The sequence below is a fragment of the Ramlibacter sp. PS4R-6 genome (genome assembly GCF_037572775.1).
Classification (GTDB): Bacteria; Pseudomonadota; Gammaproteobacteria; order Burkholderiales; family Burkholderiaceae_C; genus Ramlibacter.
Genome location: NZ_JBBHKA010000001.1, coordinates 1,068,201 through 1,092,839, shown reverse-complemented (window position 1 = coordinate 1,092,839; position 24,639 = coordinate 1,068,201). Strand labels below are relative to the sequence as shown.

The window sequence follows — 24,639 nt, the reverse complement described above, 5'->3', positions numbered from 1 at the left end:
ACGCGTTCAGGTCGAATGCGAGAGCAGCCAGCTGCCCACTTCGTCGGGCATGCGCCGCACGTGCCCGGGCAGGTGTCCATCCGGGAAACCCACGTGCCCGCCGTGCGCGGGCTGCCACAGCGTCACGCAAGCCCCGACCTCGCCGTCACCCGGCAGGCAGGCCGCAGGCACGAACGGATCGTTGCGCGCGTTGAGCACCAGCGCCGGGATGCGGATGCGGCGCAGCTGCGGCTTGGCCGACGCGCGGGCGTAGTAGTCGTCGGCTGTGGTGAAGCCGTGCAGCGGCGCGGTGAAGACGTCGTCGAATTCGTAGAGGGTGCGCGCCGCCGCGAGCCGCTCGCGGTCGAACAGCCCCGGGTGCTGCCCCAGCTTCTCCAGCGCCTTGGGCTTCATCGTGCGCAGGAACATCGTGGTGTACACGAGGCGGTTGAAGCCTTGCCCGATGGCGACCGAACCGGCGGCGAGGTCGATCGGCGAGCACACCGACGCCACCGCCTGCGTGTACCGCGAAGCGCCCTCGCCCGCTTCGGCCGCCCAGCGCATGAGGGCGTTGCCGCCGAGCGAGATGCCCACCGCGACGATGGGCCCGGCGTGGTGCTCGCGAAAACGCGCCAGCATCCAGCCGACCTCCTCGAAGTCGCCCGAGTGGTACGCGCGCGGCGCGAGGTTCAGCTCGCCGCTGCAGCCGCGGAAGTGCGGGATGGCGAAGGCGATGCCGCGCTCGGCGCAGAAATCCGCGAAGGCCTCGGCGTAGTGGCTGCGCGAGGAGCCCTCCAGGCCGTGGAACATCACGAGCAGCGTGTCGCTGCGCGGCGGTGAGTCGAGCCAGTCGACGTCGACGAAATCGCCGTCGGGCGTGCTCCAGCGTTCACGCCGGTAGTGCGGATGCGAGCCGAAGACGCGCTTGGCGTACAGGGCCGGCCAGATCGTCTGCAGGTTGCCGCCCGGCAGCCACCACGGCGCGCGGTAGTCGCGCATCAATGCAGCACTTGCGGCGAGCCCGAGACTTCCTGGATCTCGCTGGCGGTGCCGGGGCTCGCGTGGTGCGCGACCAGCCGCCAGCCCTGCGCGGTCTTGTGGTAGACGTTGGTGGCGATCACCCACGCCTGCGCGGGGCCGTCGGGGCCGAGCACCTCGACCTTCTCGAGCACGTTGTGCACGGCGCTGGCCATGCCCTGGGTCTTGCGCAGCTGCTGCGGCCAGGCGCGGATGCTGCCATTGGCGAACATGGCCTCGAAGGTGGCGCGGATGGCGACCGGCCCGACGACGCGGGGGCCGCCCGGGTGGATGCAGATGATCTCGTCCTCGTCGGCCCAGCAGGCCATGAGCTTGTCGATGTCGCCGCTTTGCAACGCGTCGTAGAACGCCGCTTCGATCTCGTCGGCGTCGCCGTCGAGGTTCGCGGCCTGCAGCTTGCTCTTGCGGGGCATGGTCGGGTCAGGGGGTGGAGGGGATTTTGCCATCCAGCCATGCCGCGACCGCGGCGCCCACGTCGCCCTGCGCGGCCTGCCACACCGTCTCGCTGGCGGCGACGTGGATGCCGGGCGGCGCGAGCCGCAGCGCGTGGGCGACGAACTGCGCGACCTTCACGGCGCGCACGGGCTGTTCGCTGCTGGGCACCATGTACTTGCCGACGGCCAGCATGCCGTGCGCGATGCGCTGCAGGACGTTGCGGTGCGCCGCCGCCTGCGGCGCCTGCGCGGAGCGGACGATGAGCAGGCGGTCGAACGCGAGCATCGCGATGGCGTGCTCATCCAGGTCGGCCAGGCCGCGCTTGAGCGCTTCGGGCAAGCGCATCTGCGTGTGCGGCAGCACGATCGCGAGCGTCGTGACGCCGCCGGCGCGCAGCCAGCGCGCGAGCGGCAGCAGCTCGCCCGCCTGCGGCGTCCACAGCGCGCGCTCGCGCTGGTAGAACAGGCGCGGCGGCTCGAACATCACCACGGCCGCGTCCGCCGCGAGCACGGGCCAATCACCGGGCGGGCCGTCGCCGACGACGTGCGTGCCGACGCCGCGCAGCCCCGCCGTGATGGGCTCGCGGGCCAGCACCTGGACGTCGCGGTACAGCTGCAGGCCGGCCACGAGGCGCAGGACCTCGTTGCCCAGCGCCCCCGTCGCGCCGGCCACGACGAGCCGGTCTTGAAAGGAAGGGCTGCGCATCCATCTATGCTACCGTTCGCATCCCCTCCGAAAGGCACGACGTATGAAGCGCTGGCTTGCGGTCCTCCTCTCCTTCTTCGCCGCCCTGTCCCTGTCCGGCTGCGGCTACAACGACTTCCAGAAACTCGACGAGCAGACCAAGGCCGCGTGGAGCGAGGTGCTGAACCAGTACCAGCGCCGCGCCGACCTGGTGCCCAACCTCGTGGCCACGGTCAAGGGCGAGGCAAACTTCGAGCAGGAAACGCTGACCAAGGTGATCGAGGCGCGCGCGCGTGCGACGCAGGTGCAGGTTACGCCCGAGATGCTGAACAACGCCGAGGCGATGAAGAAGTTCCAGCAGGCGCAGGGCGAACTCTCCAGCGCGCTCAGCCGGCTGCTCGTCGTGTCCGAGCGCTACCCCGACCTGAAGGCCAACCAGTCCTTCCGCGACCTGCGCGTGCAGCTGGAAGGCACGGAAAACCGCATCACCGTGGCACGCAACCGGTACATCCAGGCGGTGCAGGAGTACAACGTGCTCGCGCGCAGCTTCCCGACCAACCTCACCGCGATGGTCTTCCACTACGAGCCCAAGGCGAGCTTCACCGTGGAAAACGAAGCGCAGGTGAGCAAGCCGCCGCAGGTGGACTTCGGCACCAAGAAGTAGCGCGATGCGCGTTCTCGCGCTGGTCCTCGCCTTCTTCCTCGGCAGTGCGTTCGCCCAGAACGTGCAGCCGGTGCCGCCGCTGGCGGCGCACGTCAACGACCCCGCCGGCGCGCTCGACCCGATCCAGGCCAAGGGGCTGGAAGACAAGCTCGCGGCGTTCGAGAAGGCCAAGGGCACGCAGATCGCCGTGCTCGTCGTCGCGAGCACGCTGCCCGAGGACGACGCCAGCTACGCCAACCGCGTCGCCAACGCCTGGAAGATCGGGCGCAAGGGCGTGGGCGACGGCATCCTCGTCGTCGTCGCCAAAAACGACCGCAAGGTGCGCATCGAGGTGGCGAAGGCGCTCGAGGGCGCGGTGCCCGACCTCGCGGCCAAGCGCATCATCGACGAGGCCATGGTGCCGAAATTCCGCAGCGGCGATTACGCCGGCGGGCTGCAGGCCGGCGTGGACCAGCTGATCGCACGCATCAACGGCGAGGCCCTGCCCGCGCCCAAGCCGCGCACCGAACGCTCCATCATCCCCGGCTTCCTCGACGTCAACTGGTTCGACCTCGCCATCTTCCTCTTCGTCGGCGTTCCTATCGTGGGCGGCATCCTGCGCGGGATCTTCGGCCGCCCGCTCGGCGCGATGTTCACGGGTGTCGGCGCCGGCGCGGCGGCGCTCTTCGCGACGTCCAGCATGTTCGTCGCGGCGGTCGCCGCCTTCATCGGGCTCGCCTACACCTTGCTGGGCGGCTTCGGCTTCCTGTCGTCGCCCACGCGCGGTAGCCGTGGCGGCGGGCCGTGGATCGGTGGCGGCGGTTTCGGTGGCGGCGGTGGCGGCGGCTGGAGCGGCGGTGGGGGCGGGGGCGGCTTCAGCTCCGGCGGCGGTGGCGACTTTGGGGGCGGCGGCGCCTCGGGGAACTGGTGATGGGCTGGACGCAACGCATCGCACGCCTGCTGCGCCACCGCCTGCGCGACGAGCGCGACACGCGCCGGGCCATCCCGCGGCAACTGGTCGAGCGATTGACGCAACGCGTGGCCGACAGCGAGCGGCGCCACACCGGCGAGATCCGCATCTGCGTCGAGGCGAGCCTGCCCACGAGCTACGTGCTGCGCGACGCCACGCCGCGCGAGCGCGCCGTCGCCATGTTCGGCAAGCTGCGCGTGTGGGACACCGAAGCCAACAACGGCGTGCTGGTCTACCTGCTGCTGGTCGAGCACGCCATCGAGATCGTCGCCGACCGCGGCCTGACCGCGCGCGTGCCCGAGGGTGAGTGGCAGCGCATCGTCGACGCGATGCGTGCGGCGTTCCAGGCGCGCCGCTACGAGGAAGGCCTGCAGCAGGCACTCGACGCGGTCACCGCGCTGCTCGTGCAGCACTTCCCGGCCGCGAGCGGCGCCCCCAACCCGAACGAGCTGCCCGACGAGCCGTCACTGAACTGACTGCGCGCGCAGCCAGCGCTCGAGCGTGGCGAGCACGTGCTGCTGCTCCTGCGCGTCGAGCTCATGCCCCTTGGCAATGCCATGCCACTTGGCCAGGCAGCCGCGGCAGCAGCACGCCGTGGCGTGCTGCGCGACGAACACCGGGTGGCCCTTCCACGGCGTCTGCTTGCCGTCGTTGGCGGGGTGCGCGGGCGCGAGGCGCTGCGCGATGAAATCGCGCGCATGCGCCATCACGGTGTCCAGGCCCTTGTCGCGCAGGTACTGCGCGTCGCGCGGCCCGAGTTTCTGCGACGCGCGGAAACGCGATTGCGCCAGCCGCGCGAACAGCCCGTCCAGGTCCGTCACTCGTGCGCTCCGCCGCCGGGCTCGAGCAGGACGATGTTCATGTGGCGCACGTCGAATCGATCGGGAGGTGTGCGAACCAGAATAGCTTCCGAAGCGTTGGAATGCGTCCGCGTACACTTTGTTTCCGCGAACCCCATCACACCCGATGAACATCGATGTCGAGTCCCTGGAACGCGCGACGGTGTCCGCCGTCGCGCCCCTAGCCGTTGAAGAGTGCGGCGGATGGCTGCTGGCCTTCGACGGCGGAACCGTCAACCGCGCACGCAGCGCGGTGCCGCTGTCGCACGAATCGGTGGATGCGAGCGTGGTGCCGGCAATCTTCTCGCGCTACCGCGAGCGCGGCGTGATGCCCAACTTCCGCATCGCGCAGAAGGCGGCCATGGGCGCCGTGGAGAGCGAACTCGCGCGCCTTCGGCTGCTGCCGCTGCAGCCCACGCAGGTCCTGGTCGCGCGAGCCGGCGATGTCGCCGCGTCCGCCGATGCTGCCGGCGTCGAGATCGCGGCGACGCCGGACGATGCATGGGCGCAGGTGTTCCTCGGCGAGGGCTTCGATCCCGCCGACGGCGCGAGCCGCGTCGCCACGCTCAAGCGCGCGCAGGGCTCGCGCTTCGCCTCGATCCGCGAAGATGGGCGCGTCGTCGCCGGCGGCGTGCTGGCGATGTCGCACGGCTGGGCGAGCGTGCACGGCATGCGCACGGCGCTGTCGCACCGCCGCCGCGGACTGGCGACGCGGGTGCTCGCTGCGTTCGCGCGCGAAGCGCTGGGGCATGGCTACGAGCGCATGGCGCTGCAGGTCGAAGTCGCGAACGACGCCGCCACGCGCGTGTACACGCGCTGCGGGTTCGCGCACGCGTGGACCTACGCGTACTGGCGAGAGCAATAAAAAAGCCCCGCCGAAGCGGGGCCCGAGAGCGCTGGTTTTTAGCGCGTTCTTATTTCTTGCGGATGAAGCGGCGGGCCGCGGCGATCTCCGCCGCCATGATCGCGAGCTCCGACTGGATGCGCGCGACGTCCACTTCGCTCTTGGCGTTCTTCAGGGCTTCCTCGGCCTGCTGCTTGGCCGTGGCCGCCTTCTGCTCGTCCAGGTCCTTGCCGCGGATGGCGGTGTCGGACAGCACGGTGACCTTGTTCGGCTGCACTTCCAGGATGCCGCCGGCGACGAAGATGAACTCCTCGCTGCCGTCGGCCTTCTCGATGCGCACCGAGCCGGGCTTCACGCGCGTGATCAGCGGCGTGTGGCGCGGGTAGATGCCGAGCTCGCCGGCTTCGCCGGGCAGCGCGACGAAGCGCGCCTCGCCCGAGAAGATCTGCTCCTCGGCACTCACCACGTCGACGTGGATGGTGTGCGGCGTGTCGGCCATGGCTTAGGCCGCCAGCTTCTTGGCCTTCTCGAAGGCCTCGTCGATGGTGCCGACCATGTAGAACGCCTGCTCGGGCAGGTGGTCGCACTCGCCGGCCACGATCATCTTGAAGCCGCGGATCGTCTCGGCCAGCGGCACGTACTTGCCGGGCGTGCCCGTGAACACTTCGGCCACGTGGAAGGGCTGCGACAGGAAGCGCTGGATCTTGCGCGCGCGCGCAACCGCCAGCTTGTCTTCCGGCGACAGTTCGTCCATGCCCAGGATCGCGATGATGTCGCGCAGTTCGCGGTAGCGCTGCAGCGTTTGCTGCACCGAGCGCGTCGTCGTGTAGTGGTCTTCGCCGACGACGTTGGGGTCGACCTGGCGCGACGTCGAGTCGAGCGGGTCCACCGCGGGGTAGATGCCCAGCGAAGCGATGTCACGCGAGAGCACGACCGTGGCGTCCAAGTGAGCGAAGGTCGTTGCGGGCGACGGGTCGGTCAGGTCGTCCGCAGGCACGTACACGGCCTGGATCGACGTGATCGAGCCGACCTTGGTCGACGTGATGCGCTCCTGCAGGCGGCCCATTTCCTCGGCCAGCGTCGGCTGGTAGCCCACGGCGGAAGGCATGCGGCCCAGCAGCGCGGACACTTCCGTGCCGGCGAGCGTGTAGCGGTAGATGTTGTCCACGAAGAACAGCACGTCGCGGCCTTCGTCGCGGAAGGATTCGGCGATCGTCAGGCCCGTCAGCGCCACGCGCAGGCGGTTGCCCGGGGGCTCGTTCATCTGGCCGTACACCATGGCCACTTTCGACTCGCCCAGGTTGTCGAGGTTCACGACGCCCGAGTCCGCCATCTCGTGATAGAAGTCGTTGCCCTCGCGGGTGCGCTCACCCACGCCGGCAAACACCGACAGGCCCGAGTGCGCCTTGGCGATGTTGTTGATCAGTTCCATCATGTTCACGGTCTTGCCGACGCCGGCGCCGCCGAACAGGCCGACCTTGCCGCCCTTGGAGAACGGGCACATCAGGTCGATCACCTTGATGCCGGTTTCCAGCAGCTCTTGCGACGGCGACAGCTCGTCGTACGCGGGCGCCTTGCGGTGGATGGATGCGGTGAGCGTCTGGTCGACGGGGCCGCGCTCGTCGATCGGGTTGCCGAGCACGTCCATGATGCGGCCGAGGGTCGCCTTGCCGACCGGCACGGTGATCGCAGCGCCGGTGTTGTACACGATACCGCCGCGGCGCAGGCCTTCGGACGAGCCGAGGGCAATGGTGCGGACCACGCCGTCACCGAGCTGCTGCTGCACCTCGAGGGTCAGCGCGGAGCCTTCCATCTTCAGGGCGTCGTAGACCTTCGGCATCTGGTCGCGCGCGAACTCCACGTCCACGACGGCGCCGATGCACTGAACGATTTTTCCGTTTGCTTGAGCCATTTGATTCGCTCCAATATTTAAACCGCTGCCGCCCCGCCCACGATCTCCGAAAGCTCTTTCGTGATCGCGGCCTGGCGCGTCTTGTTGTAGACCAGCTTGAGTTCGCTGATGAGATTGCCCGCGTTGTCGGTGGCGGCCTTCATGGCCACCATGCGAGCGGACTGCTCGGAAGCCATGTTCTCGGCCACCGCCTGGTACACCAGCGCCTCGACGTAGCGCACCAGCAGCTCGTCGATCACGCTTTGCGCGTCGGGCTCGTAGATGTAGTCCCAGCCGTGCTCGCCGCTCTCCTTGGTATCGGCGCGCATCTGCTCCGCCGACAGCGGCAGCAGCGGCTCGACCACCGGCTCCTGCTTCATCGTGTTGATGAATTTCGTGTAGCACAGGTAGACGGCCGACAGCTTGCCCTGCGCGTACTGGTCCAGCAGCACCTTCACCGGACCGATCAGGCGGTCCAGGTGCGGCGTGTCGCCCAGTTGCGTGACCTGCGAGACCACGGGCGCGCCGATGCGGTTGAGGAAGCCCAGGCCCTTGGAGCCGATGGCGACCATCTGGGCCTGCTTGCCCTGGCCTTGCAGTTCCTTCAGCTTCGCCGTGACGGCGCGCAACACGTTGGTGTTGAGGCCGCCGCACAGGCCCTTGTCGGTCGTCACCACGATGAAGCCGACCTGGCTCGACTCGTTCACCTTCATGAACGCGTGCGTGTACTCCGGGTTGGCCTGGCCGAGGTTGGACGCGATGTTGCGCACCTTGTCGCTGTACGGGCGCGCATGGCGCATCCGGTCCTGCGCCTTGCGCATCTTGGACGCCGCGACCATTTCCATGGCCTTGGTGATCTTCTTGGTGTTCTCCACCGACTTGATCTTCGTCCGGATTTCCTTGCCTGCAGCCATTGCGTTCCCCTGGCCTTAGGCGAAGGACTTCTTGAACGCTTCGATGGCGGCGGTCAGCTCGGCTTCCGCGTCGATGCACAGCTTCTTGAAGGACTTCTTGTCCTCCGGGTCGCTGTCCTTGGCGGGCTTGTTGTCCCACTTGGCGCCGTTCTTCTCGATCTTCTCGAGCAACGGTGCGTGCTTGTCGCGCAGGTACTGGTGCAGGCCGTGCTCGAACGGCAGGACCTTCTTGACGTCCACGTCGTCCAGGTAGCCCTTGTTCACCGCGAACAGCGTCGCGCCCATCAGCGAGATCGGCAGCGGCGAGTACTGGGGCTGCTTGAGCAGCTCGGTCACGCGCTGGCCGCGGTCCAGCTGCTTGCGCGTGGCGGCGTCCAGGTCGGAGGCGAACTGCGCGAAGGCCGCGAGTTCGCGGTACTGCGCCAGGTCGGTACGGATGCCGCCGGACAGGTTCTTGATCCAGTTGGTCTGCGCCGCCGAGCCCACGCGCGACACGGAGATACCGGCGTTGATGGCGGGGCGGATGCCGGCGTTGAAGAGTGCCGTCTCCAGGAAGATCTGGCCGTCGGTGATCGAGATCACGTTGGTCGGCACGAACGCGGACACGTCGCCGGCCTGCGTCTCGATGATCGGCAGCGCGGTGAGCGAACCGGTCTTGCCCTTGACGGCGCCCTTGGTGAACTTCTCGACGTAGTCGGCGTTCACGCGCGCGGCGCGCTCCAGCAGGCGCGAGTGGAGATAGAACACGTCGCCGGGGTAGGCTTCGCGGCCCGGCGGGCGGCGCAGCAGCAGCGAGACCTGGCGGTAGGCGACGGCCTGCTTGGACAGGTCGTCATAGATGATCAGCGCGTCCTGGCCGCGGTCGCGGAAGTACTCGCCCATCGTGCAGCCCGAGTAGGCCGAGATGTACTGCATGGCGGCCGATTCGGAAGCCGACGCGGCCACGACGATGGTGTATTCCATCGCGCCGTGCTGCTCGAGGGCGCGCACGATGTTCTTGATCGTGGACGCCTTCTGCCCGATGGCGACGTACACGCAGGTCATGTTCTGACCCTTCTGGTTGATGATCGTGTCGACCGCCACCGTCGACTTGCCGGTCTGGCGGTCGCCGATGATCAGCTCGCGCTGGCCGCGGCCGATCGGCACCATGGAGTCGATCGACTTCAGGCCGGTCTGCACCGGCTGCGACACCGACTGGCGCGCGATCACGCCGGGGGCGACCTTCTCGATCACGTCCGTCATCTTGGCGTTGATCGGGCCCTTGCCGTCGATCGGCTGGCCGAGCGCGTTCACCACGCGGCCCACCAGCTCGGGGCCGACGGGCACCGAGAGGATGTTGCCCGTGCACTTGACGGTGTCGCCTTCGGAGATGTGCTCGTACTCGCCCAGGATCACCGCGCCGACGGAGTCGCGCTCGAGGTTCAGCGCGAGGCCGAACGTGGGCGTGCCGTCCTTGGTGGCGGGGAACTCCAGCATTTCGCCGGCCATCGCCTCGGACAGGCCGTGGATGCGGCAGATGCCGTCGGTCACGGAGATGACCGTGCCCTGGTTGCGGATGTCGGTGCTGGCCGAGAGGCCTTCGATCCGGCTCTTGATCAGTTCGCTGATTTCAGCGGGATTGAGTTGCATGACTCTTTCCTTTGGTTGATTCGTTGGGCGGTGCGGCGATCAAGCCGTCAGCGCGGCTTTCATCTGTTCGAGGCGGGCCTTGACCGAGGTGTCCAGCACCTCGTCGCCGACCACCACGCGGATGCCGCCGATCAGCGACGCATCTTCCTGGACGGTGGCGTTGAGCTTGCGGCCGAAGCGCTTCTCGAGCGCGCCGGTCAGCTGCGCGAGCTGCTCGGCGGAGATCGGGAAGGCGCTGTACACGGTGGCGTCGGAGGCGCCAGACTGCGCGTTCTTCAGCTCGCGCACCTGGCGCGCGATCTCGGGCACGGCGGCGAGGCGGCCGTTGTCGATCACGGTGCGCAGGAAGTTCTGGCCCGCGGGCGGCAGCTGCACGCGCGCGACGTCGGAGACGACGTCGTACACCTGCTGCGGCGTGACCTTCGGGTTGTCGGCGAAGGACAGCAGCTGCGCGTTCGAGGCGACCGACGCCAGCGCGTCGAGCCAGTTCGAGCTGCCGGTCAGGTCCGCCTGCGCGGACTTGTACAGCGCTTCGGCGTAGGGACGGGCGATCGTGGCGAGTTCGGCCATGGCGTGCTCTTTACAGCTCGGTCTTCAGGCGGTTGAGCAGGTCGGCGTGCACGGAGGCGTTGACCTCGCGGCGCAGGATCTGCTCGGCGCCCTTGACGGCCAGCGCGGCGACCTGCTCGCGCAGCTGTTCGCGCGCGCGCACGGTCTGCTGGTCGGCTTCCACCTTCGCGGCGGCAACGATCTTGTTGCCTTCCTCGGTGGCGCGCGACTTGGCATCCTCGACGATGGACTGGGCGCGGCGTTCCGCGTCGGCCAGCATCTGCGCCGTCTCGGCACGCGACTTCGCCAGCTCCTGCTCGACGCGCTTGTCGGCGGCCTGCAGCTCGGCCTTCGCCTTGTCGGCGGCGGCCAGGCCTTCGGCGACCTTCTTCGCACGCTCGTCGAGGGCGTTCGCGATCGGCGGCCAGACGAACGTCTTCACGAAGGCCGCCAGCAGGAAGAAGACGACGATCTGGACGATGAGGGTTGCGGTGATGCTCACGGATTCATCCTTGCCCCCCGCGCACCTTGCGCCGGGGAGAACGTTGGAGAAGAGGTGATTACTTCGCGCCGGCGGCGACCGCGGCGGCGATCTGGCCCAGGAACGGGTTGGCGGTGGCGAACCACAGCGCAATACCCGTGCCGATGATGAAGGCGGCGTCGATCAGGCCGGCCAGCAGGAACATCTTGGTCTGCAGCTCGTTCATCAGCTCGGGCTGGCGGGCCGCCGACTCGAGGTACTTGCTGCCCATGATGCCGATGCCGATGCAGGCGCCGATGGCGCCGAGGCCGATGATCAGGCCGGCGGCGAGTGCGACGAAGCTGATGACTTGCATTTGAGTTCTCCTAAGGGACTGGGGTTGAAAGTGAAGGGGGAATTCTTGGGGATCAGTGGTGATCGTGCGCCTGGCCGATGTAGACGAGCGCCAGCATCATGAACACGAAGGCCTGCAGCGTGATGATCAGGATGTGGAACACCGCCCAGGCCCAGCCCGCGACGATGTGGCCGATGGCCAGGCCGACCGAGCCGCCGATGCCCAGCGAGCCCCAGGCCGCGCCCATCAGCGCGATCAGCAGGAAGATCAGCTCGCCGGCGTACATGTTGCCGAACAGCCGCATGCCGTGCGAGACCGTCTTGGCGACGAACTCGATGATCTGCATGCCGAAGTTGAAGGGGTACAGCGCCCAGTGGTTGCCGAAGGGCGCGGTGAACAGTTCGTGCACCCAGCCGCCCAGGCCCTTGATCTTGACGTTGTAGTACAGGCAGATCAGCAGGATGGAGATCGACAGGCCCATCGTCATCGATAGGTCGGCCGTGGGCACGACGCGCATGTAGGCGTGGTGCGGGTCGTGGCCGGTCCACTCGTGGGCCTTGCCCCACAGCCAGGGCAGTGCGTCCACCGGCAGCAGGTCCATCGCATTCATCAGGAAGATCCAGAGGAACACGGTGAGCGCCAGCGGGGCGACGAACTCGCGGCTCTTGGCGTTGTGCACGATGCCCTTGGCCTGCGTGTCGACCATCTCGACCAGGAACTCCACCGCGGCCTGGAAGCGGCCGGGCACGCCCGAGGTCACGCGCTTGGCGGCGCGCCAGAGCAGGAACACCATCACCACGCCGATCAGCGTCGCGAAGATGAGCGAGTCGTAGTTGAGGACGGTGAAATCGGCGACGGCCTTCGGCGGGTGGTTCTGCCAGAAGGTGAGGTGGTGCAGGATGTACTCACCTGCGGTGGGTCCGTGCGCGGCAGCGGCTTCAGCAGCGTTCTCGGCAGCCATGTGTGTTTCGTCTCTCGCCGTCTATCAAGTTTCTGTTTGCGGGCGGCGCGCCTTCGGCTTGAAGGCCAGCGCCACCCAGTACACCTTCATCGCGAGGACCAGGCCCACCAGCATCGCCGGCCAGCTCAAGTCCACCACGAGCTTCGGACCGGCTGCCAGCAGCGCGATCGTCGAAGCGATCTTGACCATCTCCCACACCATGAAACCGGCCGCGGCCGTGGCCGCGTTCCGGGAAGAAAAACGCGACGTCAGGCCCCGCGCAAAAAGGGCCGCGGGGATCACCACGGCCAGCGCACCGTAACCGGTGGACCACCCAACGTTTTGCTTCCCTGTGATGCCCCAGGCCGCCAAAGCCGCCAGGAGCCCCACGCCAGCTTGCCCCGCCACCACCCACCAGGGGGAAACCGGGGGGTGTTGTTCACGCAGCCGGCGCGCCTGGTCGGCGGTCAGCGGCGTGATCGGGGCGTTTTCCTCCGCTCCCTCGCGATCGTCAGGAGGCCAGGCGCGTGTTGTCATGTTCGGTGCGCCTGCCGGGGGTCCTGAATTTCACAAAGCCTCCCATTATAGGTAGGAACCCGACTGTTCCCTGACTATCCCGGTGCATGCGACGGGGCATGTCCGGCCGCTCCAGTGGTTCTACGTAGGACGCGAAAATGCGGCCATGCACGACCTCATGCGTTTCCTGCACGTCGCCGCCGCCATCTTCTGGATGGGCGGCATGGCCTTCATGGTGCTGGCGCTGCGCCCCGCGCTGGGCCAGGTCGAACCGCCGCTGCGCGTGCGCGTGGTGGCGGAAGTGCTGAGGCGTTTCTTCGCCGTGGTCATGATCAGCATCGCCGTGCTGCTGGTCACCGGGGGCGCGATGATGGCCGGCTCCGCCCGCATGCCGATGGGCTGGTCGGTGATGGCCGTGCTGGGGGTGGTGATGATGCTCGTGTTCGGCCACATCTGGTTCGCGCCGTGGAAGCGCCTGAAGGCGGCGGCGGCACGCGAGGAATGGCCGGTGGCCGGCGCGGCGGCCGGGCAGATCGCGCTGCTGGCCAAGGTCAACCTCGGGCTCGGCTGGTTGGCGATCGCCGCCGTGATGCTGTGGCATTGAGGCCGCTGTGCGGCCTGGCCGCGGGCTGGCTGCTGGCCGGCTGCGCCACGCACGTCAACCCGTACTACGACGCGAGCAAACCGCACCATGCGCCGGACGGTTTCCGCAACAACCACATCGCGCGCGTCAACAAGCCGTTCTCGGACCTGGTGCGCTGGCGCATCGCGGCGATCCGCGACGGCCTGCCGCCGCCCGCGAAGGAGCCCACGCCGACAGCCGCGCCGAACCTCGCGCAGCTGCAGCAGCGCCAGCCCTCGGTCACGTGGATCGGCCATGCGAGCACGCTCGTGCAGTGCGGGGGCCTCAACGTGCTCACCGACCCGGTGTTCAGCGAGCGCGCCTCGCCGCTGGATTTCGTCGGGCCGAAACGAGCCCAGCCGCCGGGCATCGCGCTGGCCGACCTGCCGCCGATCGACGTGGTCGTGATCTCGCACAACCACTACGACCACCTCGACCTGGCCAGCGTGCGCGCACTCAGCGACCGATCGGACGGCCGCACGCTCATCCTCGTGCCGCTGGGCTTGAAGCCCTTCCTCGAACGCGAAGGCGTGCGCAACGTCGCCGAGATGGACTGGTGGGACAGGCGGGTGGTGGGTGGCGTCGAGTTCCACCTGGTACCGGTGCAGCACTGGTCGGCGCGCGGGCTGGGCGACCGCAACCAGACGCTGTGGGGCGGCTGGGCCGTGTTCGCGCCCGACCTGCGCTGGTATTTCTCCGGCGACACGGGCTATTCGCGCGACTTCGCCGACACGCGCGCCCGGCTCGCGGCGAAAGCCCGGGACGGCGTGCTGTTCGACGTCGCACTGCTCGCCATCGGCGCCTACGAACCGCGCTGGTTCATGACGGAGCAGCACATGAACCCCGCCGAGGCGGTGCAGGCCCACAAGGACCTGGGCGCGCGCCGCAGCGTGGGCATCCATTGGGGCACGTTCTCGCTCACCGACGAGCCGCTGGACGCGCCGCCGCGCGACCTGGCCGCCGCTCGCCGCGCCATGGGCGTGGCGGATGAGGACTTCTTCGTGGTGAAGATCGGCGAAACAAGGACAATCGCACCATGAGCGCGCAACTCCCCGACCTGCCCTGCTACCTCAATGGCGAATTCACGACGCTGCCCAACGCCAAGGTGAGCGTGATGGACCGCGGCTTCATCTTCGGCGACGGCATCTACGAAGTCGTGCCCGCCTACAACGGCCGCCCGTTCCGCTTCGACGAGCACCTGGCGCGCCTGGAGCGCAGCCTGAAGGAGCTGCGCATCCCCAACCCGATGACGAAGGCGCAGTGGCGCGAGCTCGTCGTCGAGTTGCTGAACCGCTACGCGGCCTCGCAAGGCAAGCCCGCGGCCGAGACGACGCAGATGGTGTACCTGCAGATCTCGCGCGGCGTGGCGATGCGCGACCACGCGATGATCCCGGGCCTGGAGCCGACGGTGTTCGCGATGAGCAACCGCCTGTACATCTACACGCCCGAGGAGCGCGCGAAAGGCGCGGCCTGCATCACCGCCGACGACTTCCGCTGGAAGAAGGCGCACATCAAGAGCACCAGCCTGGCCGGCGCCGTGGTGTCGCGCCAGATGAGCGCCGACGTGGGCGCGCTGGAAACCATCATGTTCCGCGACGGGTTCCTGAGCGAAGCCTCGTCGTCGAACGTGTGGGTCGTCAAGGGCGGCAAGGTGCTGGGCGTGCCCAAGGACAACCTCGTGCTCGAAGGCATCCGCTTCGGGCTGCTGGAAACGCTGTGCCGCGACGCGGGGGTGCCGTTCGAGCTGCGCCGCATCAGCCGCGAGGAGGTGCTGGCCGCCGACGAGATCCTCCTGAGCTCCGCCACCAAGGAAGTGATGGCCGTGTCCATGCTGGACGGCCGGCCCGTTGGAAATGGCCGGCCCGGCCCTATCTACGAGAAGCTGTACGCCGGCTACCAGCGGGCGAAGCAAGCTTCCTGACGATGAAACAGCTCACCACCCCCGACAAGTCGCTCATCGAGTACCCCTCGCGCTTTCCCATCAAGGTCATGGGCGCGAAGGTGGACGGGTTCGTCCACGCCGTGACGCAGATCGCCAGGCAGTTCGACCCCTCGTTCGACGCCTCGACCATCGAGCTGCGCGACAGCAAGGCCGGCAATTACCTGGGCATCACGATCACCATCACGGCCACCAGCCGCGAGCAGCTCGACGAGCTGTACCGCACGCTCTCGACCCACCCGATGGTGAAGGTCGTGCTCTGATGCGCGGGGTCGTGCGCGGGCGCGTTGCGTACGAGCCCACGTACGAGGCCATGCGCGACTTCACCGCGGCGCGCACCGCGGACACCGACGACGAACTGTGGCTGTGCGAGCACCCGCCGGTGTTCACCCAGGGCCTGGCCGGCAAGCCGGAGCACGTGCACGACGCCGGCGGCATCCCGGTGGTCGCCACCAACCGCGGCGGCCAGGTCACGTACCACGGGCCCGGCCAGGTGGTCGCCTACCCCTTGGTCGACCTGCAGCGGGCCGGCTACTACGTCAAGGAATACGTCTTTCGCATCGAGGAGGCGGTGATCCGCACCCTGATGCATTTCGGCGTGACGGGGCACCGCGTGCGCGGCGCGCCGGGCATCTACGTGAAGCTCGACGACCCCCGGGGGCACGCGCGGATCGACCCCCAGCCCGGCCCTGACCAGTTCCAGGGCCTGGGCAAGATCGCCGCCCTGGGCATCAAGATCAGCCGCCACAGCACCTACCACGGGGTGGCCCTGAACGTGGCCATGGACCTGGAACCCTTCTCGCGGATCGACCCCTGCGGCTATGCCGGGCTGGAAACCGTCGATCTTTCTACAATCGGGGTCTCCACCACCTGGGAAGAAGCGGCGCGCGTCCTGGGCCAGCAGCTGGCCGCACGCCTCGCGCCCTGAAAGTTTCCGATGAGCAGCAAGGAAGTCGTCCGCGAAGTGCAATCGCTCGAGACCTACGACGCGTCCGCCAAGCAGAAGGCGGCCGCGAAGCTCTCGCGCATCCCGGTGAAGGTGGAGCAGCACGAGATCCTGCGCAAGCCCGACTGGATCCGCGTGCGCGCCGGCTCCGCCAACACCCGCTTCTACGAGATCAAGCAGATCCTGCGCGAGGCGAACCTGAACACCGTGTGCGAGGAAGCCTCCTGCCCCAACATCGGCGAGTGCTTCGGCAAGGGCACGGCCACGTTCATGATCATGGGCGACAAGTGCACGCGGCGCTGCCCGTTCTGCGACGTCGGCCACGGCCGTCCCGACCCGCTGGACGTGAACGAACCCGAGAACCTCGCGAAGACCATCGCCAAGCTGAAGCTGAAGTACGTGGTGATCACCAGCGTGGACCGCGACGACCTGCGCGACGGCGGCGCCGGCCATTTCGTCGAGTGCATCCGCCGCACGCGCGAGCTTTCGCCCGGAACCACCATCGAGGTGCTGGTGCCCGACTTCCGCGGCCGCGACGACCGCGCGCTGGAGATCCTGAAGGCCGCGCCGCCAGACGTGATGAACCACAACCTCGAGACGATCCCGCGCCTGTACAAGGAAGCGCGCCCCGGCTCGGACTACAAGTTCAGCCTGAACCTGCTCAAGAAGTTCAAGGCCCTCTTCCCGCACATCCCGACCAAGAGCGGCCTGATGGTGGGCCTGGGCGAAACCGACGAGGAAATCCTCGAGGTGATGCGCGACATGCGCGAGCACCACATCGACATGCTGACCATCGGCCAGTACCTCGCGCCTTCCACGTCGCACCTGCCGGTGCGCCGCTACGTGCACCCGGACCAGTTCAAGGCGTTCGAGGCGAAGGCCCGGGAGATGGGCTTCTCGCACGCCGCGGTCGGCGCGATGGTGCGCAGCTCGTACCACGCCGACCAGCAGGCTCACGCCGCCGGCGTGGCCTGACGGCTTGCACGCGAACCTCTACGCGCTGGGCGCAATCGCGCTGTGGGCGTCGCTTGCGGCGCTTGGCGTGTCGCTCGCCCATGTGCCGCCTTTCCTGCTCACCGGCCTGGCGCTGGTGATCGGCAGCGTGCCCGCGTGGGCGCACGTGCGCGACTGGCGCATCCCGCTGGCGACGCTGGCGCTGGGCATCTACGGCCTGTTCGCCTACCACTTCCTGCTGTTCATGGCGCTGCGCCACGCGCCGGCGGTCGAGGCCAACCTCGTCAACTACCTGTGGCCGCTCCTGATCGTGGTGCTGGCGCCGGTGATCCTGCGGGGCTTCACGCTGCACACGCGCCACGTGCTGGCGGCACTGGCTGGCTTCGCCGGCGCGGCCATCGCGATCCTCGGCGGCGGCACGTCGGGCGGCGGCTGGTCGTGGGGCTATGTCGCCGCGCTCGCCGCGGCCTTCATCTGGTCGACGTACTCGCTGATGACGCGCCGTGTCGCGCCGTTCTCCACCGCCGCGATCGGCCTGTTCGGGCTCGTGTCGGGCCTGCTCGCGCTGGCGTGCCACGCCTTGTTCGAGCCCTCGGTTCATTTGAATACCGGCGACTGGGTGCGCATCGTCATCGCCGGCCTCGGCCCGCTGGGCGCGGCGTTCTTCCTGTGGGACAAGGCGCTGAAGCTGGGCGACCCGCGCCAGATCGGCATCCTCAGCTACATCACGCCCTTCGCGTCGACGCTGCTGCTGATGCTGGTGACGGGCCGCACGCCCACGTGGAGCATCGCGGCGTCGGCGGCGTTGATCATCGGCGCGGCCTTCGTGGGCACGCGCGAGCCTCAGGCCGACAAGAGCGCGGCCGGGTCCTCGGCGTCGACGACCTGAGCAGCCCAGGGCGCGAGGCGCACCGCGTCGGCGCGCAGGATCTCCTGCTTCACCGCGAGGATCTGCGCCGGGTGCATGGAGAAGCTGCGCAGGCCCAGGCCCAGCAGCAGGCGCGTCATCGCCGTATCGCCCGCCATTTCGCCGCACACGCTCACGCCCTTGCCCTGCCGGTTGCACTCGGCGATCGTCTCCGCGACCAAGCGCAGCACCGCCGGGTGCAGGGGGTCGTACAGGTGCGCGACCGACTCGTCGGCGCGGTCGATGGCCAGCGTGTACTGGATCAGGTCGTTGGTGCCCAGCGAGAGGAAGTCGAAGTACTTCAGGAAGATCTTCAGCGTCAGCGCCGCCGCCGGGATCTCGATCATCGCGCCCAGCTTCACGGGCCCGTAGGGAATGCCGCGGTTGTCCAGCTCCGCTTTCGCGTAGTCGATCAGCGAGATCGTCTGGCGGATCTCGCTGGCGTGCGCCAGCATCGGGATCAGCATGTTCACCTGGCCGTGCGCGGCGGCACGCAGGATGGCGCGCAGCTGCGTGAGGAACATCGCCGGGTCGGCCAGGCTCCAGCGAATGGCGCGCAGGCCCAGCGCCGGGTTCAGGTGTGCCTCGTCGCGCACCGATTCGTCGATGGGCTTGTCGGCGCCGACGTCGATGGTGCGGATGGTGACCGGCAGGCCTTCCATGCCCTTGACCGCGCGCACGTACGCGTCGTACTGCTCGTCCTCGTCGGGCAGGTCGCCGCGCCGGCCCATGAAGAGGAACTCGCTGCGGAACAGGCCCACGCCCACGGCGCCTGCCTTCAACGCCGCCGGCGCGTCCTCGGGCAGCTCGATGTTGGCGAGCAGCTCGACCTTCTGGCCGTCCATGGTGATCGCCGGTGTGTGCCGCAGGCGCTGCAGGCGGCCGCGCTCGAGCTCGCCCTGCCGCTGCTTGAAGCCGTACTCGGCCAGGATGATCGGCGAGGGGTCGACGATCATCACGCCGGAGTCGCCGTCGATGATCACCCAGTCGTCCTGGCGCACCAGCTGCGAGGCGCTGCGCGCGCCGACCACCGCCGGGATGTCCATGCTGCGCGCGACGATGGCCGTGTGCGAGTTGCGCCCGCCCACGTCGGTGACGAAACCGGCGAACACGCTCTGCTTGAACTGCAGCATGTCGGCCGGCGACAGGTCGTGCGCCAGCAGCACCAGCGGCACGTCCATGCTGTCGTCCAGCAGCAGGTCCTGCTGCGTCTTGCGCTTCGACGGCGGCGGCGCCACGGGCGACGGCACGCCCTTCATGTAGCGCAGGATGCGTTCGGCCACCTGCTCGAGGTCGGCCTTGCGCTCGCGCAGGTACTGGTCCTCCATCTCGTCGAACTGGCGCGACAGCACCTCGAGCTGCGTCGTCAGGGCCCATTCGGCGTTGTAGGAGCGCTCGGTGATCCAGTGCTTGACGCCGGAGATCAGCTCCTCGTCCTGCAGCAGCATCAGGTGCACGTCCAGCAGGGCCGTGAGCTCGTGCGGCGCCTCCTTGGGCCCCATCTGCGCGATGGATGCCTGCAGGCGGTGGATCTCGTCGACCACCGCGTTGCGGCCGACGCGGATGCGCTCGATCTCGGCCTCGGCCTGCTGCGGCTCGATGAAGTAGTGCGCCACGTCCACGCGGCTGGAAGCCATCAGCACGGCGCGCCCGATCGCGACGCCGCGCGAGACCGCCAGGCCGTGGACCGAGAAGGTCATTCGCCTTCCCCGAACTTGTCGGCGATCAGCGCGACGATCGCTTCCATCGCCTCCTGCTCGCGCTCGCCGATCGTCTCGACCTCGACCTCGCTGCCGATGCCCGCGGCCAGCATCATCACGCCCATGATGCTCTTGGCGTTGACGCGCCGGTCTCCCCGACTGATCCAGACCTCGCAGGGGTAGCCGGCGGCCAGCTTGGTGAGCTTGGCCGACGCGCGGGCATGCAGGCCCAGCTTATTGCTGATGGTCGCGGTGGTCTTGCTCATTGCTGCGGCGGTGTTGGTTCTGCGGCGCCGTGATCGCCACCTGCATCACGCCCTGCGTGCCGCCGATGACGGCGCGCGAGACCAGGGCGTCGAGCGGCTCGCCGCGGTAGCTCACGGCGCGCAGCAGCATCGGCAGGTTCACGCCGGTGATGAGGCGCGACTTCACGCCGTCCACCAGCTTCTGCGCGACGTTGCTCGGCGTGGCCCCGAAAATGTCGGTGAGCACGAGCACGCCCTGCACGCCCGGCAGGCGCGAGAGCTGGTCCATCGCGATGCGCGCCATGGCCAGGGTCTCCTCCGGCGGCAGGTTGGGCTGCACGTCGATCGCCGACAGCTGCTGGCCGCAGTCGGGGAAGACGTGCAGCGCGCATTGCCGCAGCGCGTGCGCGAGCGGTGCGTGGGCGATGATGAGGATGGCGTTCACTCGCTTCGATTATCCCTTGCGCCGCAAAAACCAGCCGTAGCCGAAGGCGCAGGTGGCGAGGAATGCGGCCATCGCGCCACGGTAGGCGGCGACGGGGTCCCAGCCCATCGCGCCGAACGCATCGACGAGCAGGCCGATGCCCCATTGAACCGTGAACACGCCGGCGAAGATCACGAGGTTGTAGGCCGAGAGCGCCCGGCCCGCGAGCGCCGGCGGGAAGGCCATGCCGACGGCCGGCTGCGCGAGCGAAACAAAGGTGCTCGTCACGCAGAACAGCGCCCAGGCCCATGCGCCCGCGTGGGGCCCCGCGACCACGATGCCGGCCAGCATGGCGAGGCTCAGCGGCACGCCGCCGGCGATCAGGCGGTCGGTGGTGAAGCCGCGCCGCTGCAGCCAAGGGTTGGCCAGGCCCCAGCTCCAGAAGGTGGCCAGCATGCAGACGTTGACCAGGAACAGCCCGCGCGCGGCGTCCGCCGGGTCCTGCCCGACCACGCGCACCAGCCACGGCCCGGCCCACAGCGACTGGATGGCGATCATGCCGCCGTAGTTGAAGAAGCCGATGGGCACCATGCGGCGGAAGTAGGCGTGGCGCCAGACCTGCGCGTAGCTCGGCGGCGCGTCGCCCGCGTGCCCGCCCGCGTCCCAGTGCGGCGAGAGGAAGGCGATCGCGATGCTGGCCACCGCGATGCCCGCCGCGACGATCCAGAAGATCGGCCGCCAGCCCACCAGCGGCATCAGCCATTGCACCGGCAGCGTCGAGGCCACCATGCCCAGCGAGCCCGTCATCAGCATCCACGAGTTGGCGCGCAGCTGCGCCGCCGGCTCGAGCCAGTGGCGGTAGCCGGTGAGCGGCGCCATCAGGCAGGCGCTGACGCCGACGCCGCACAGGATGCGCGCGACCAGCAGGCCCGTGAAGCCGCCCGCCAGCGAGAAGGCCACGCAGCCCGCGATGGCGACCAGCATGAAGCCAAGCATCACCTTTTGCGGGCCGTGGCGATCCAGCCAGGTGCCCAGCGGCAGCTGCGTGGCGGCGAAGCCGAGGAAGAAGCCGCCGGCGAGCAGGCCGAGCTCCTGCGCGCTGAGCGAGAACTCCTGCGTGAGCGTGGGCGAGAGCGTCGCGGTGATCGCGCGCAGCACCGCCGAGAAGAAGTATGCGAAGGCGAACGCGAGGAAGACGAGGACCGCGCGCCGCGGCGTGAGCACGCTCATTCGAAGCGCAGCCCGGCGAAGAAGGGCTCGGTCATCTCGCCCTTCAGCTGCGGCGCGAACACCACGGCCTGGAACACCGCGCTGCCGCGCGCGAAGTAGGCGGACTGGCTCTGGAGCGCGCTGCCGTCGGCCCGCTGCCCCGCGGCGCGCACCTGCTGCGACTGGGGCAGGGCCAGCGCGCCGCGCGGGACGAACGCGGCTTCCGTTTCGACGCGGCCATGCGAGGTCGCGAGGCTGGCCTGCTTCCACTGCGCCATCGCACCCGCGAGATCGGCGGGCGAGCCCACGTCGGCCCACAGCACCGCGTACGAAGCGCCGCCGGCCTCGCAGCCCACGGCGTGGACGAGCAGCTCGCGCTCGCGCGTGAAGGCCATCTTGCGCTCGGCCTTGTCGGGCTTGCAGGGGAAGCTGGCGTGCAGGGCCGCCGGTTCGACCGTGATCTCGCGCCAGTTGAACGTGGGCGTGCAGGCCGCCGCGGCCAGCAGCGCCGCCGCAGGGAATACGCGGGGCATGGGGCGATTATGGTTTGGCCGAAAATGCGTGGCATGAACTCCCTCGCCGGCATCCGCGTCCTGGACCTCTCCCGCGTGCTCGCCGGGCCCTGGTGCACGCAGACGCTGGCGGACCTGGGCGCCGACGTCATCAAGATCGAACGGCCGGGCAGCGGCGACGACACGCGCGGCTGGGGCCCGCCCTTCCTGCAGGACGGCGAGGGGCGCGACACGCACGAGGCGGCGTACTACCTCGGCTGCAACCGCAACAAGCGCTCCGTCACCTGCGACATCGCGACGGGCGAAGGCCAGGCGCTGGTGCGCGAGCTGGCGCAGCATTGCGACGTGCTGGTGGAAAACTTCAAGGTCGGTGACCTCAAGCGCTACGGCCTGGGCTACGACGACATCCGCGCGCTCAACCCGCGGCTGGTCTACTGCAGCATCACCGGCTTCGGCCAGGACGGGCCCTACAGCAGCCGCGCGGGCTACGACTACATCGTGCAAGGCATGGGCGGGCTGATGAGCATCACCGGGGAGCGCGACGACCTGGGCGGTGGGCCGCAGAAAGTCGGCGTGGCCGTGGCGGACCTGTTCACCGGCATGTACGCGACGGTTGCGATCCTCGCGGCCCTGCGCCACGCGGAGAAGACGGGTGAAGGCCAGCGCGTGGACATGGCATTGCTCGACACGCAGGTGGCGATGCTCGCCAACCTCGGCGCCAACTACCTGGTCAGCGGGAACGTCCCCGGCCGCGCCGGCAATGCGCACCAGAACATCGTGCCGTACCAGGTGTTCGAGACCGCGCCGGGCGCGCATGGCCGCGACTTCCTCATCCTCGCCGTGGGCAACGACTCGCAGTTCGCGAAGTTCTGCGAAGCGGCGCGGCGGCCGGAACTCGCGGCGGACCCGCGCTTCGCGAAGAACCAGGAGCGCGTGCGCAACCGCGGCGTGCTCGTTCCCATCCTCGAGGACGTGATGCGCTCGCGCACGAAAGCCGACTGGCTGGCCACGCTCGAGGCCGCCAAGGTGCCATGCGGGCCGATCAACACGCTCGACGAAGTCTTCGCCGATCCGCAGGTGAACCACCGCGGCATGGTGGACACATGGCGGCACCCGCTGCGCGAAGGCGTGCGGCTGGTGGCCAGCCCCATCCAGATGAGTGGCACGCCCGTGCGCACCGACCGCCCGCCGCCGCTTTTGGGGCAGCACACCGCGGAGGTCCTGCGCGAGGTGCTCGGTTGGGACGACGCGCGCATCGCGGCCGCCCGCAAGCAGGGCACGGCCTGAAACGCCGCGCATGACCTTGCGCAAACGGCGGCCTTGGGGCCGCCCGTAAAATCGCGGCATGTCCCGCCCCGCGCTCATCGCAGGAGTCACCGCAGCGGCCGTCGCCGCGGGCGCCGCCTTCTACGTCGCCGGTTCGAACGAATCGGCGCCCGCGGCCACCTACGTCCTGCTCGACGGCTCGAAGAAGAGCACCCCCGACCTCAAGGGCCGCGTGACGCTGGTGAATTTCTGGGCCACCAGCTGCGTGACCTGCGTCGCCGAGATGCCGAAGATGGTGGCCACGTACGACAAGTACCACGGCAAGGGCTACGACATGCTGGCGGTGGCCATGAGCTACGACCCACCCAGCTACGTCGTCAATTACACGCAGACGCGCAAGCTGCCCTTCCAGGTGGCGATCGACAACACCGGCGCGGTCGCGAAGGCCTGGGGCGACGTGCAGCTGACGCCCACGACCTTCCTGCTGAACAAGCGCGGCGAGATCGTCAAGCGCTACGTCGGCGAGCCCAACTTCGCCGAACTGCACCAGCTGATCGAGAAGCTCCTCGCCGAGGGCTGAACGCCTTCGGGCGGTTTACTCGGGGTAGGCCTCCACGCCGATCGAGAGCTTCACCTCGTCGGAGATCGCCGGCACGCCGAATTTCAGGCCGAAGTCCGTGCGCTTGATGCTGCCTTCCAGGTCGGCGCCGCACATGGGTTTTTTCGAAAACGGGTTCGGGCCGCACTTGAACAAGGTGACCCGCAGCTTCACGGGGCGCGTCACACCCACCATCGTCAGGTTGCCCTCCACGCTTTCCAGGGCTTCGCCGCTGAAGGTCAGCTTGGTGGACTTGAAGGTGATCTCCGGGAACTCGGCGACATTGAAGAAGTCCGCCGAGCGCAGGTGCTCGTCGCGCGAACGCGGGCCGTAGTTGCGCGCCGCGAAGCTGCCCGGCTCGTGCTTGGCATCGCCCGTGTTCACCGTGGCTGCCTTGATCCGGATGTCGACGCTGCCGGTCTTCTCCGCGACGTCGAGGACGACGCGGCCGTTCATCTCCTCGAAGCGGCCGTGGATGGTGCTCATGCCGAAGTGGCCGATCGCGAAGTTCGGGAACGAGTGCACGGGGTCGACGTTGTAGGTGACGGGCGCGGCCAGCACAGGCAGCGGGGCCAGCAGCGACAGCAGGACTTTCGGCAGGGTCTTCATCAGCGGTCTCCTTGTTGGAATG

32 protein-coding genes are annotated in these 24,639 nt (G+C 68.7%); 13 read left to right on the top strand and 19 right to left on the bottom strand.

All coding sequences use genetic code 11. The features are described 5' to 3' along the window. Positions 1–6: 6 nt before the first annotated feature. Genes WG903_RS05390 through WG903_RS05380 form a run of 3 tightly spaced genes read right to left on the bottom strand, consistent with a single transcriptional unit; the run spans position 7 to position 2,157 of the window. Positions 7–978, bottom strand: coding sequence for a YheT family hydrolase (locus WG903_RS05390; RefSeq protein ID WP_340073193.1), 972 nt, complete (start codon positions 976–978; stop codon positions 7–9). Next, complete coding sequence (locus tag WG903_RS05385) at positions 978–1,430, bottom strand: YybH family protein (protein WP_340073192.1); 453 nt, start codon at positions 1,428–1,430, stop codon at positions 978–980. The genes WG903_RS05390 and WG903_RS05385 overlap by 1 nt, the downstream gene beginning before the upstream one ends. A gap of 7 nt (positions 1,431–1,437) precedes the next feature. Continuing rightward, positions 1,438–2,157 carry a hypothetical protein gene (locus tag WG903_RS05380; protein ID WP_340073191.1) on the bottom strand — a complete coding sequence of 240 codons (720 nt, stop codon included), beginning with the start codon at positions 2,155–2,157 and terminating at the stop codon, positions 1,438–1,440. 43 nt (positions 2,158–2,200) lie between these two features. Here WG903_RS05380 and WG903_RS05375 point away from each other — a divergent pair, with 43 nt between their 5' ends. Genes WG903_RS05375 through WG903_RS05365 form a run of 3 tightly spaced genes read left to right on the top strand, consistent with a single transcriptional unit; the run spans position 2,201 to position 4,225 of the window. Beyond that, positions 2,201–2,800, top strand: a complete 600-nt coding sequence (locus WG903_RS05375; RefSeq protein ID WP_340073190.1) for a LemA family protein — start codon at positions 2,201–2,203, stop codon at positions 2,798–2,800. Between the two features lie 4 nt (positions 2,801–2,804). Further along, positions 2,805–3,710, top strand: coding sequence for a TPM domain-containing protein (locus tag WG903_RS05370; protein ID WP_340073189.1), 906 nt, complete (start codon positions 2,805–2,807; stop codon positions 3,708–3,710). Continuing rightward, entirely contained in the window at positions 3,710–4,225 is a 516-nt protein-coding gene (locus WG903_RS05365; RefSeq protein WP_340073188.1) for a TPM domain-containing protein, read from the top strand. Before WG903_RS05370 ends, WG903_RS05365 begins: the two co-directional genes overlap by 1 nt. Here WG903_RS05365 and WG903_RS05360 read toward each other — a convergent pair. Next, complete coding sequence (locus tag WG903_RS05360; RefSeq protein WP_340073187.1) at positions 4,214–4,570, bottom strand: DUF4186 domain-containing protein; 357 nt, start codon at positions 4,568–4,570, stop codon at positions 4,214–4,216. The two genes, WG903_RS05365 and WG903_RS05360, sit on opposite strands and share 12 nt — an antisense overlap. Positions 4,571–4,715: 145 nt before the next feature. On the opposite strand from WG903_RS05360, the gene WG903_RS05355 reads away from it, so the two are divergent. After that, positions 4,716–5,453, top strand: a complete 738-nt coding sequence (locus WG903_RS05355; RefSeq protein WP_340073186.1) for a GNAT family N-acetyltransferase — start codon at positions 4,716–4,718, stop codon at positions 5,451–5,453. A 49-nt stretch (positions 5,454–5,502) separates the two neighbouring features. On the opposite strand, the gene WG903_RS05350 is transcribed toward WG903_RS05355, so the two are convergent. The 9 genes from WG903_RS05350 to WG903_RS05310 are packed head-to-tail and all read right to left on the bottom strand — an operon-like array spanning position 5,503 to position 12,707. Next, positions 5,503–5,931, bottom strand: a complete 429-nt coding sequence (locus tag WG903_RS05350) for a F0F1 ATP synthase subunit epsilon (RefSeq protein ID WP_340073185.1) — start codon at positions 5,929–5,931, stop codon at positions 5,503–5,505. Positions 5,932–5,934: 3 nt separating this feature from the next. Beyond that, on the bottom strand, positions 5,935–7,344 hold the full coding sequence (gene atpD / locus WG903_RS05345) for a F0F1 ATP synthase subunit beta (RefSeq protein WP_340073184.1): 1,410 nt from the start codon (positions 7,342–7,344) through the stop codon (positions 5,935–5,937). 17 nt (positions 7,345–7,361) lie between these two features. Further along, positions 7,362–8,237, bottom strand: coding sequence for a F0F1 ATP synthase subunit gamma (gene atpG / locus WG903_RS05340; protein ID WP_340073183.1), 876 nt, complete (start codon positions 8,235–8,237; stop codon positions 7,362–7,364). Positions 8,238–8,252: 15 nt separating this feature from the next. Then, a complete protein-coding gene (gene atpA / locus WG903_RS05335) occupies positions 8,253–9,866 on the bottom strand; it encodes a F0F1 ATP synthase subunit alpha (RefSeq protein WP_340073182.1) in 1,614 nt (537 codons plus the stop codon). Between the two features lie 39 nt (positions 9,867–9,905). Then, positions 9,906–10,436, bottom strand: a complete 531-nt coding sequence (locus WG903_RS05330) for a F0F1 ATP synthase subunit delta (RefSeq protein ID WP_340073181.1) — start codon at positions 10,434–10,436, stop codon at positions 9,906–9,908. 10 nt (positions 10,437–10,446) lie between these two features. Further along, positions 10,447–10,917: a F0F1 ATP synthase subunit B gene (locus WG903_RS05325; protein WP_340073180.1), complete on the bottom strand. Its 471-nt coding sequence runs from the start codon at positions 10,915–10,917 to the stop codon at positions 10,447–10,449. Between the two features lie 58 nt (positions 10,918–10,975). Further along, complete coding sequence (gene atpE / locus WG903_RS05320) at positions 10,976–11,251, bottom strand: F0F1 ATP synthase subunit C (protein ID WP_340073179.1); 276 nt, start codon at positions 11,249–11,251, stop codon at positions 10,976–10,978. A gap of 52 nt (positions 11,252–11,303) precedes the next feature. Continuing rightward, entirely contained in the window at positions 11,304–12,191 is an 888-nt protein-coding gene (atpB, locus tag WG903_RS05315) for a F0F1 ATP synthase subunit A (RefSeq protein WP_340073178.1), read from the bottom strand. A 24-nt stretch (positions 12,192–12,215) separates the two neighbouring features. Continuing rightward, positions 12,216–12,707 carry an ATP synthase subunit I gene (locus WG903_RS05310; protein WP_340073177.1) on the bottom strand — a complete coding sequence of 164 codons (492 nt, stop codon included), beginning with the start codon at positions 12,705–12,707 and terminating at the stop codon, positions 12,216–12,218. Between the two features lie 145 nt (positions 12,708–12,852). On the opposite strand from WG903_RS05310, the gene WG903_RS05305 reads away from it, so the two are divergent. The 7 genes from WG903_RS05305 to WG903_RS05275 are packed head-to-tail and all read left to right on the top strand — an operon-like array spanning position 12,853 to position 18,036. Continuing rightward, positions 12,853–13,290: a CopD family protein gene (locus WG903_RS05305; protein WP_340073176.1), complete on the top strand. Its 438-nt coding sequence runs from the start codon at positions 12,853–12,855 to the stop codon at positions 13,288–13,290. After that, positions 13,281–14,348 (top strand): MBL fold metallo-hydrolase, encoded by a 1,068-nt coding sequence (locus WG903_RS05300; RefSeq protein WP_340073175.1) that lies wholly within the window; start codon positions 13,281–13,283, stop codon positions 14,346–14,348. Before WG903_RS05305 ends, WG903_RS05300 begins: the two co-directional genes overlap by 10 nt. Further along, the gene (locus WG903_RS05295) at positions 14,345–15,229 is read left to right on the top strand and encodes a D-amino acid aminotransferase (protein ID WP_340073174.1); all 885 of its coding nucleotides are present in this window, start codon (positions 14,345–14,347) and stop codon (positions 15,227–15,229) included. Before WG903_RS05300 ends, WG903_RS05295 begins: the two co-directional genes overlap by 4 nt. A 2-nt stretch (positions 15,230–15,231) precedes the next feature. Further along, complete coding sequence (locus WG903_RS05290; protein WP_340073173.1) at positions 15,232–15,510, top strand: YbeD family protein; 279 nt, start codon at positions 15,232–15,234, stop codon at positions 15,508–15,510. Next, entirely contained in the window at positions 15,510–16,175 is a 666-nt protein-coding gene (gene lipB, locus WG903_RS05285; protein WP_340073172.1) for a lipoyl(octanoyl) transferase LipB, read from the top strand. The genes WG903_RS05290 and lipB overlap by 1 nt, the downstream gene beginning before the upstream one ends. 9 nt (positions 16,176–16,184) lie before the next feature. After that, the gene (lipA, locus tag WG903_RS05280; RefSeq protein WP_340073171.1) at positions 16,185–17,168 is read left to right on the top strand and encodes a lipoyl synthase; all 984 of its coding nucleotides are present in this window, start codon (positions 16,185–16,187) and stop codon (positions 17,166–17,168) included. Between the two features lie 4 nt (positions 17,169–17,172). Next, on the top strand, positions 17,173–18,036 hold the full coding sequence (locus tag WG903_RS05275) for a DMT family transporter (protein ID WP_340073170.1): 864 nt from the start codon (positions 17,173–17,175) through the stop codon (positions 18,034–18,036). Here the strand turns inward: WG903_RS05275 and ptsP are convergent. From ptsP to WG903_RS05250, 5 genes are read right to left on the bottom strand one after another with little or no spacing between them, the layout of a single operon-like run. After that, on the bottom strand, positions 17,991–19,754 hold the full coding sequence (gene ptsP, locus WG903_RS05270; protein WP_340073169.1) for a phosphoenolpyruvate--protein phosphotransferase: 1,764 nt from the start codon (positions 19,752–19,754) through the stop codon (positions 17,991–17,993). The genes WG903_RS05275 and ptsP overlap by 46 nt on opposite strands. After that, a complete protein-coding gene (locus WG903_RS05265; RefSeq protein WP_340073168.1) occupies positions 19,751–20,020 on the bottom strand; it encodes an HPr family phosphocarrier protein in 270 nt (89 codons plus the stop codon). Before WG903_RS05265 ends, ptsP begins: the two co-directional genes overlap by 4 nt. Further along, a complete protein-coding gene (locus WG903_RS05260) occupies positions 19,989–20,444 on the bottom strand; it encodes a PTS sugar transporter subunit IIA (protein ID WP_340073167.1) in 456 nt (151 codons plus the stop codon). The genes WG903_RS05265 and WG903_RS05260 overlap by 32 nt, the downstream gene beginning before the upstream one ends. Before the next feature lie 9 nt (positions 20,445–20,453). Further along, on the bottom strand, positions 20,454–21,653 hold the full coding sequence (locus WG903_RS05255) for an MFS transporter (RefSeq protein ID WP_340073166.1): 1,200 nt from the start codon (positions 21,651–21,653) through the stop codon (positions 20,454–20,456). After that, entirely contained in the window at positions 21,650–22,165 is a 516-nt protein-coding gene (locus WG903_RS05250; RefSeq protein WP_340073165.1) for a hypothetical protein, read from the bottom strand. Before WG903_RS05250 ends, WG903_RS05255 begins: the two co-directional genes overlap by 4 nt. A gap of 33 nt (positions 22,166–22,198) precedes the next feature. Here WG903_RS05250 and WG903_RS05245 point away from each other — a divergent pair, with 33 nt between their 5' ends. Next, positions 22,199–23,431 carry a CaiB/BaiF CoA transferase family protein gene (locus WG903_RS05245; protein ID WP_340073164.1) on the top strand — a complete coding sequence of 411 codons (1,233 nt, stop codon included), beginning with the start codon at positions 22,199–22,201 and terminating at the stop codon, positions 23,429–23,431. A 58-nt stretch (positions 23,432–23,489) separates the two neighbouring features. Continuing rightward, positions 23,490–23,990 (top strand): TlpA family protein disulfide reductase, encoded by a 501-nt coding sequence (locus WG903_RS05240; RefSeq protein WP_340073163.1) that lies wholly within the window; start codon positions 23,490–23,492, stop codon positions 23,988–23,990. Positions 23,991–24,005: 15 nt separating this feature from the next. Here the strand turns inward: WG903_RS05240 and WG903_RS05235 are convergent, their stop codons facing one another. Next, positions 24,006–24,617 carry a YceI family protein gene (locus WG903_RS05235; protein ID WP_340073162.1) on the bottom strand — a complete coding sequence of 204 codons (612 nt, stop codon included), beginning with the start codon at positions 24,615–24,617 and terminating at the stop codon, positions 24,006–24,008. Positions 24,618–24,639 lie beyond the last annotated feature (22 nt).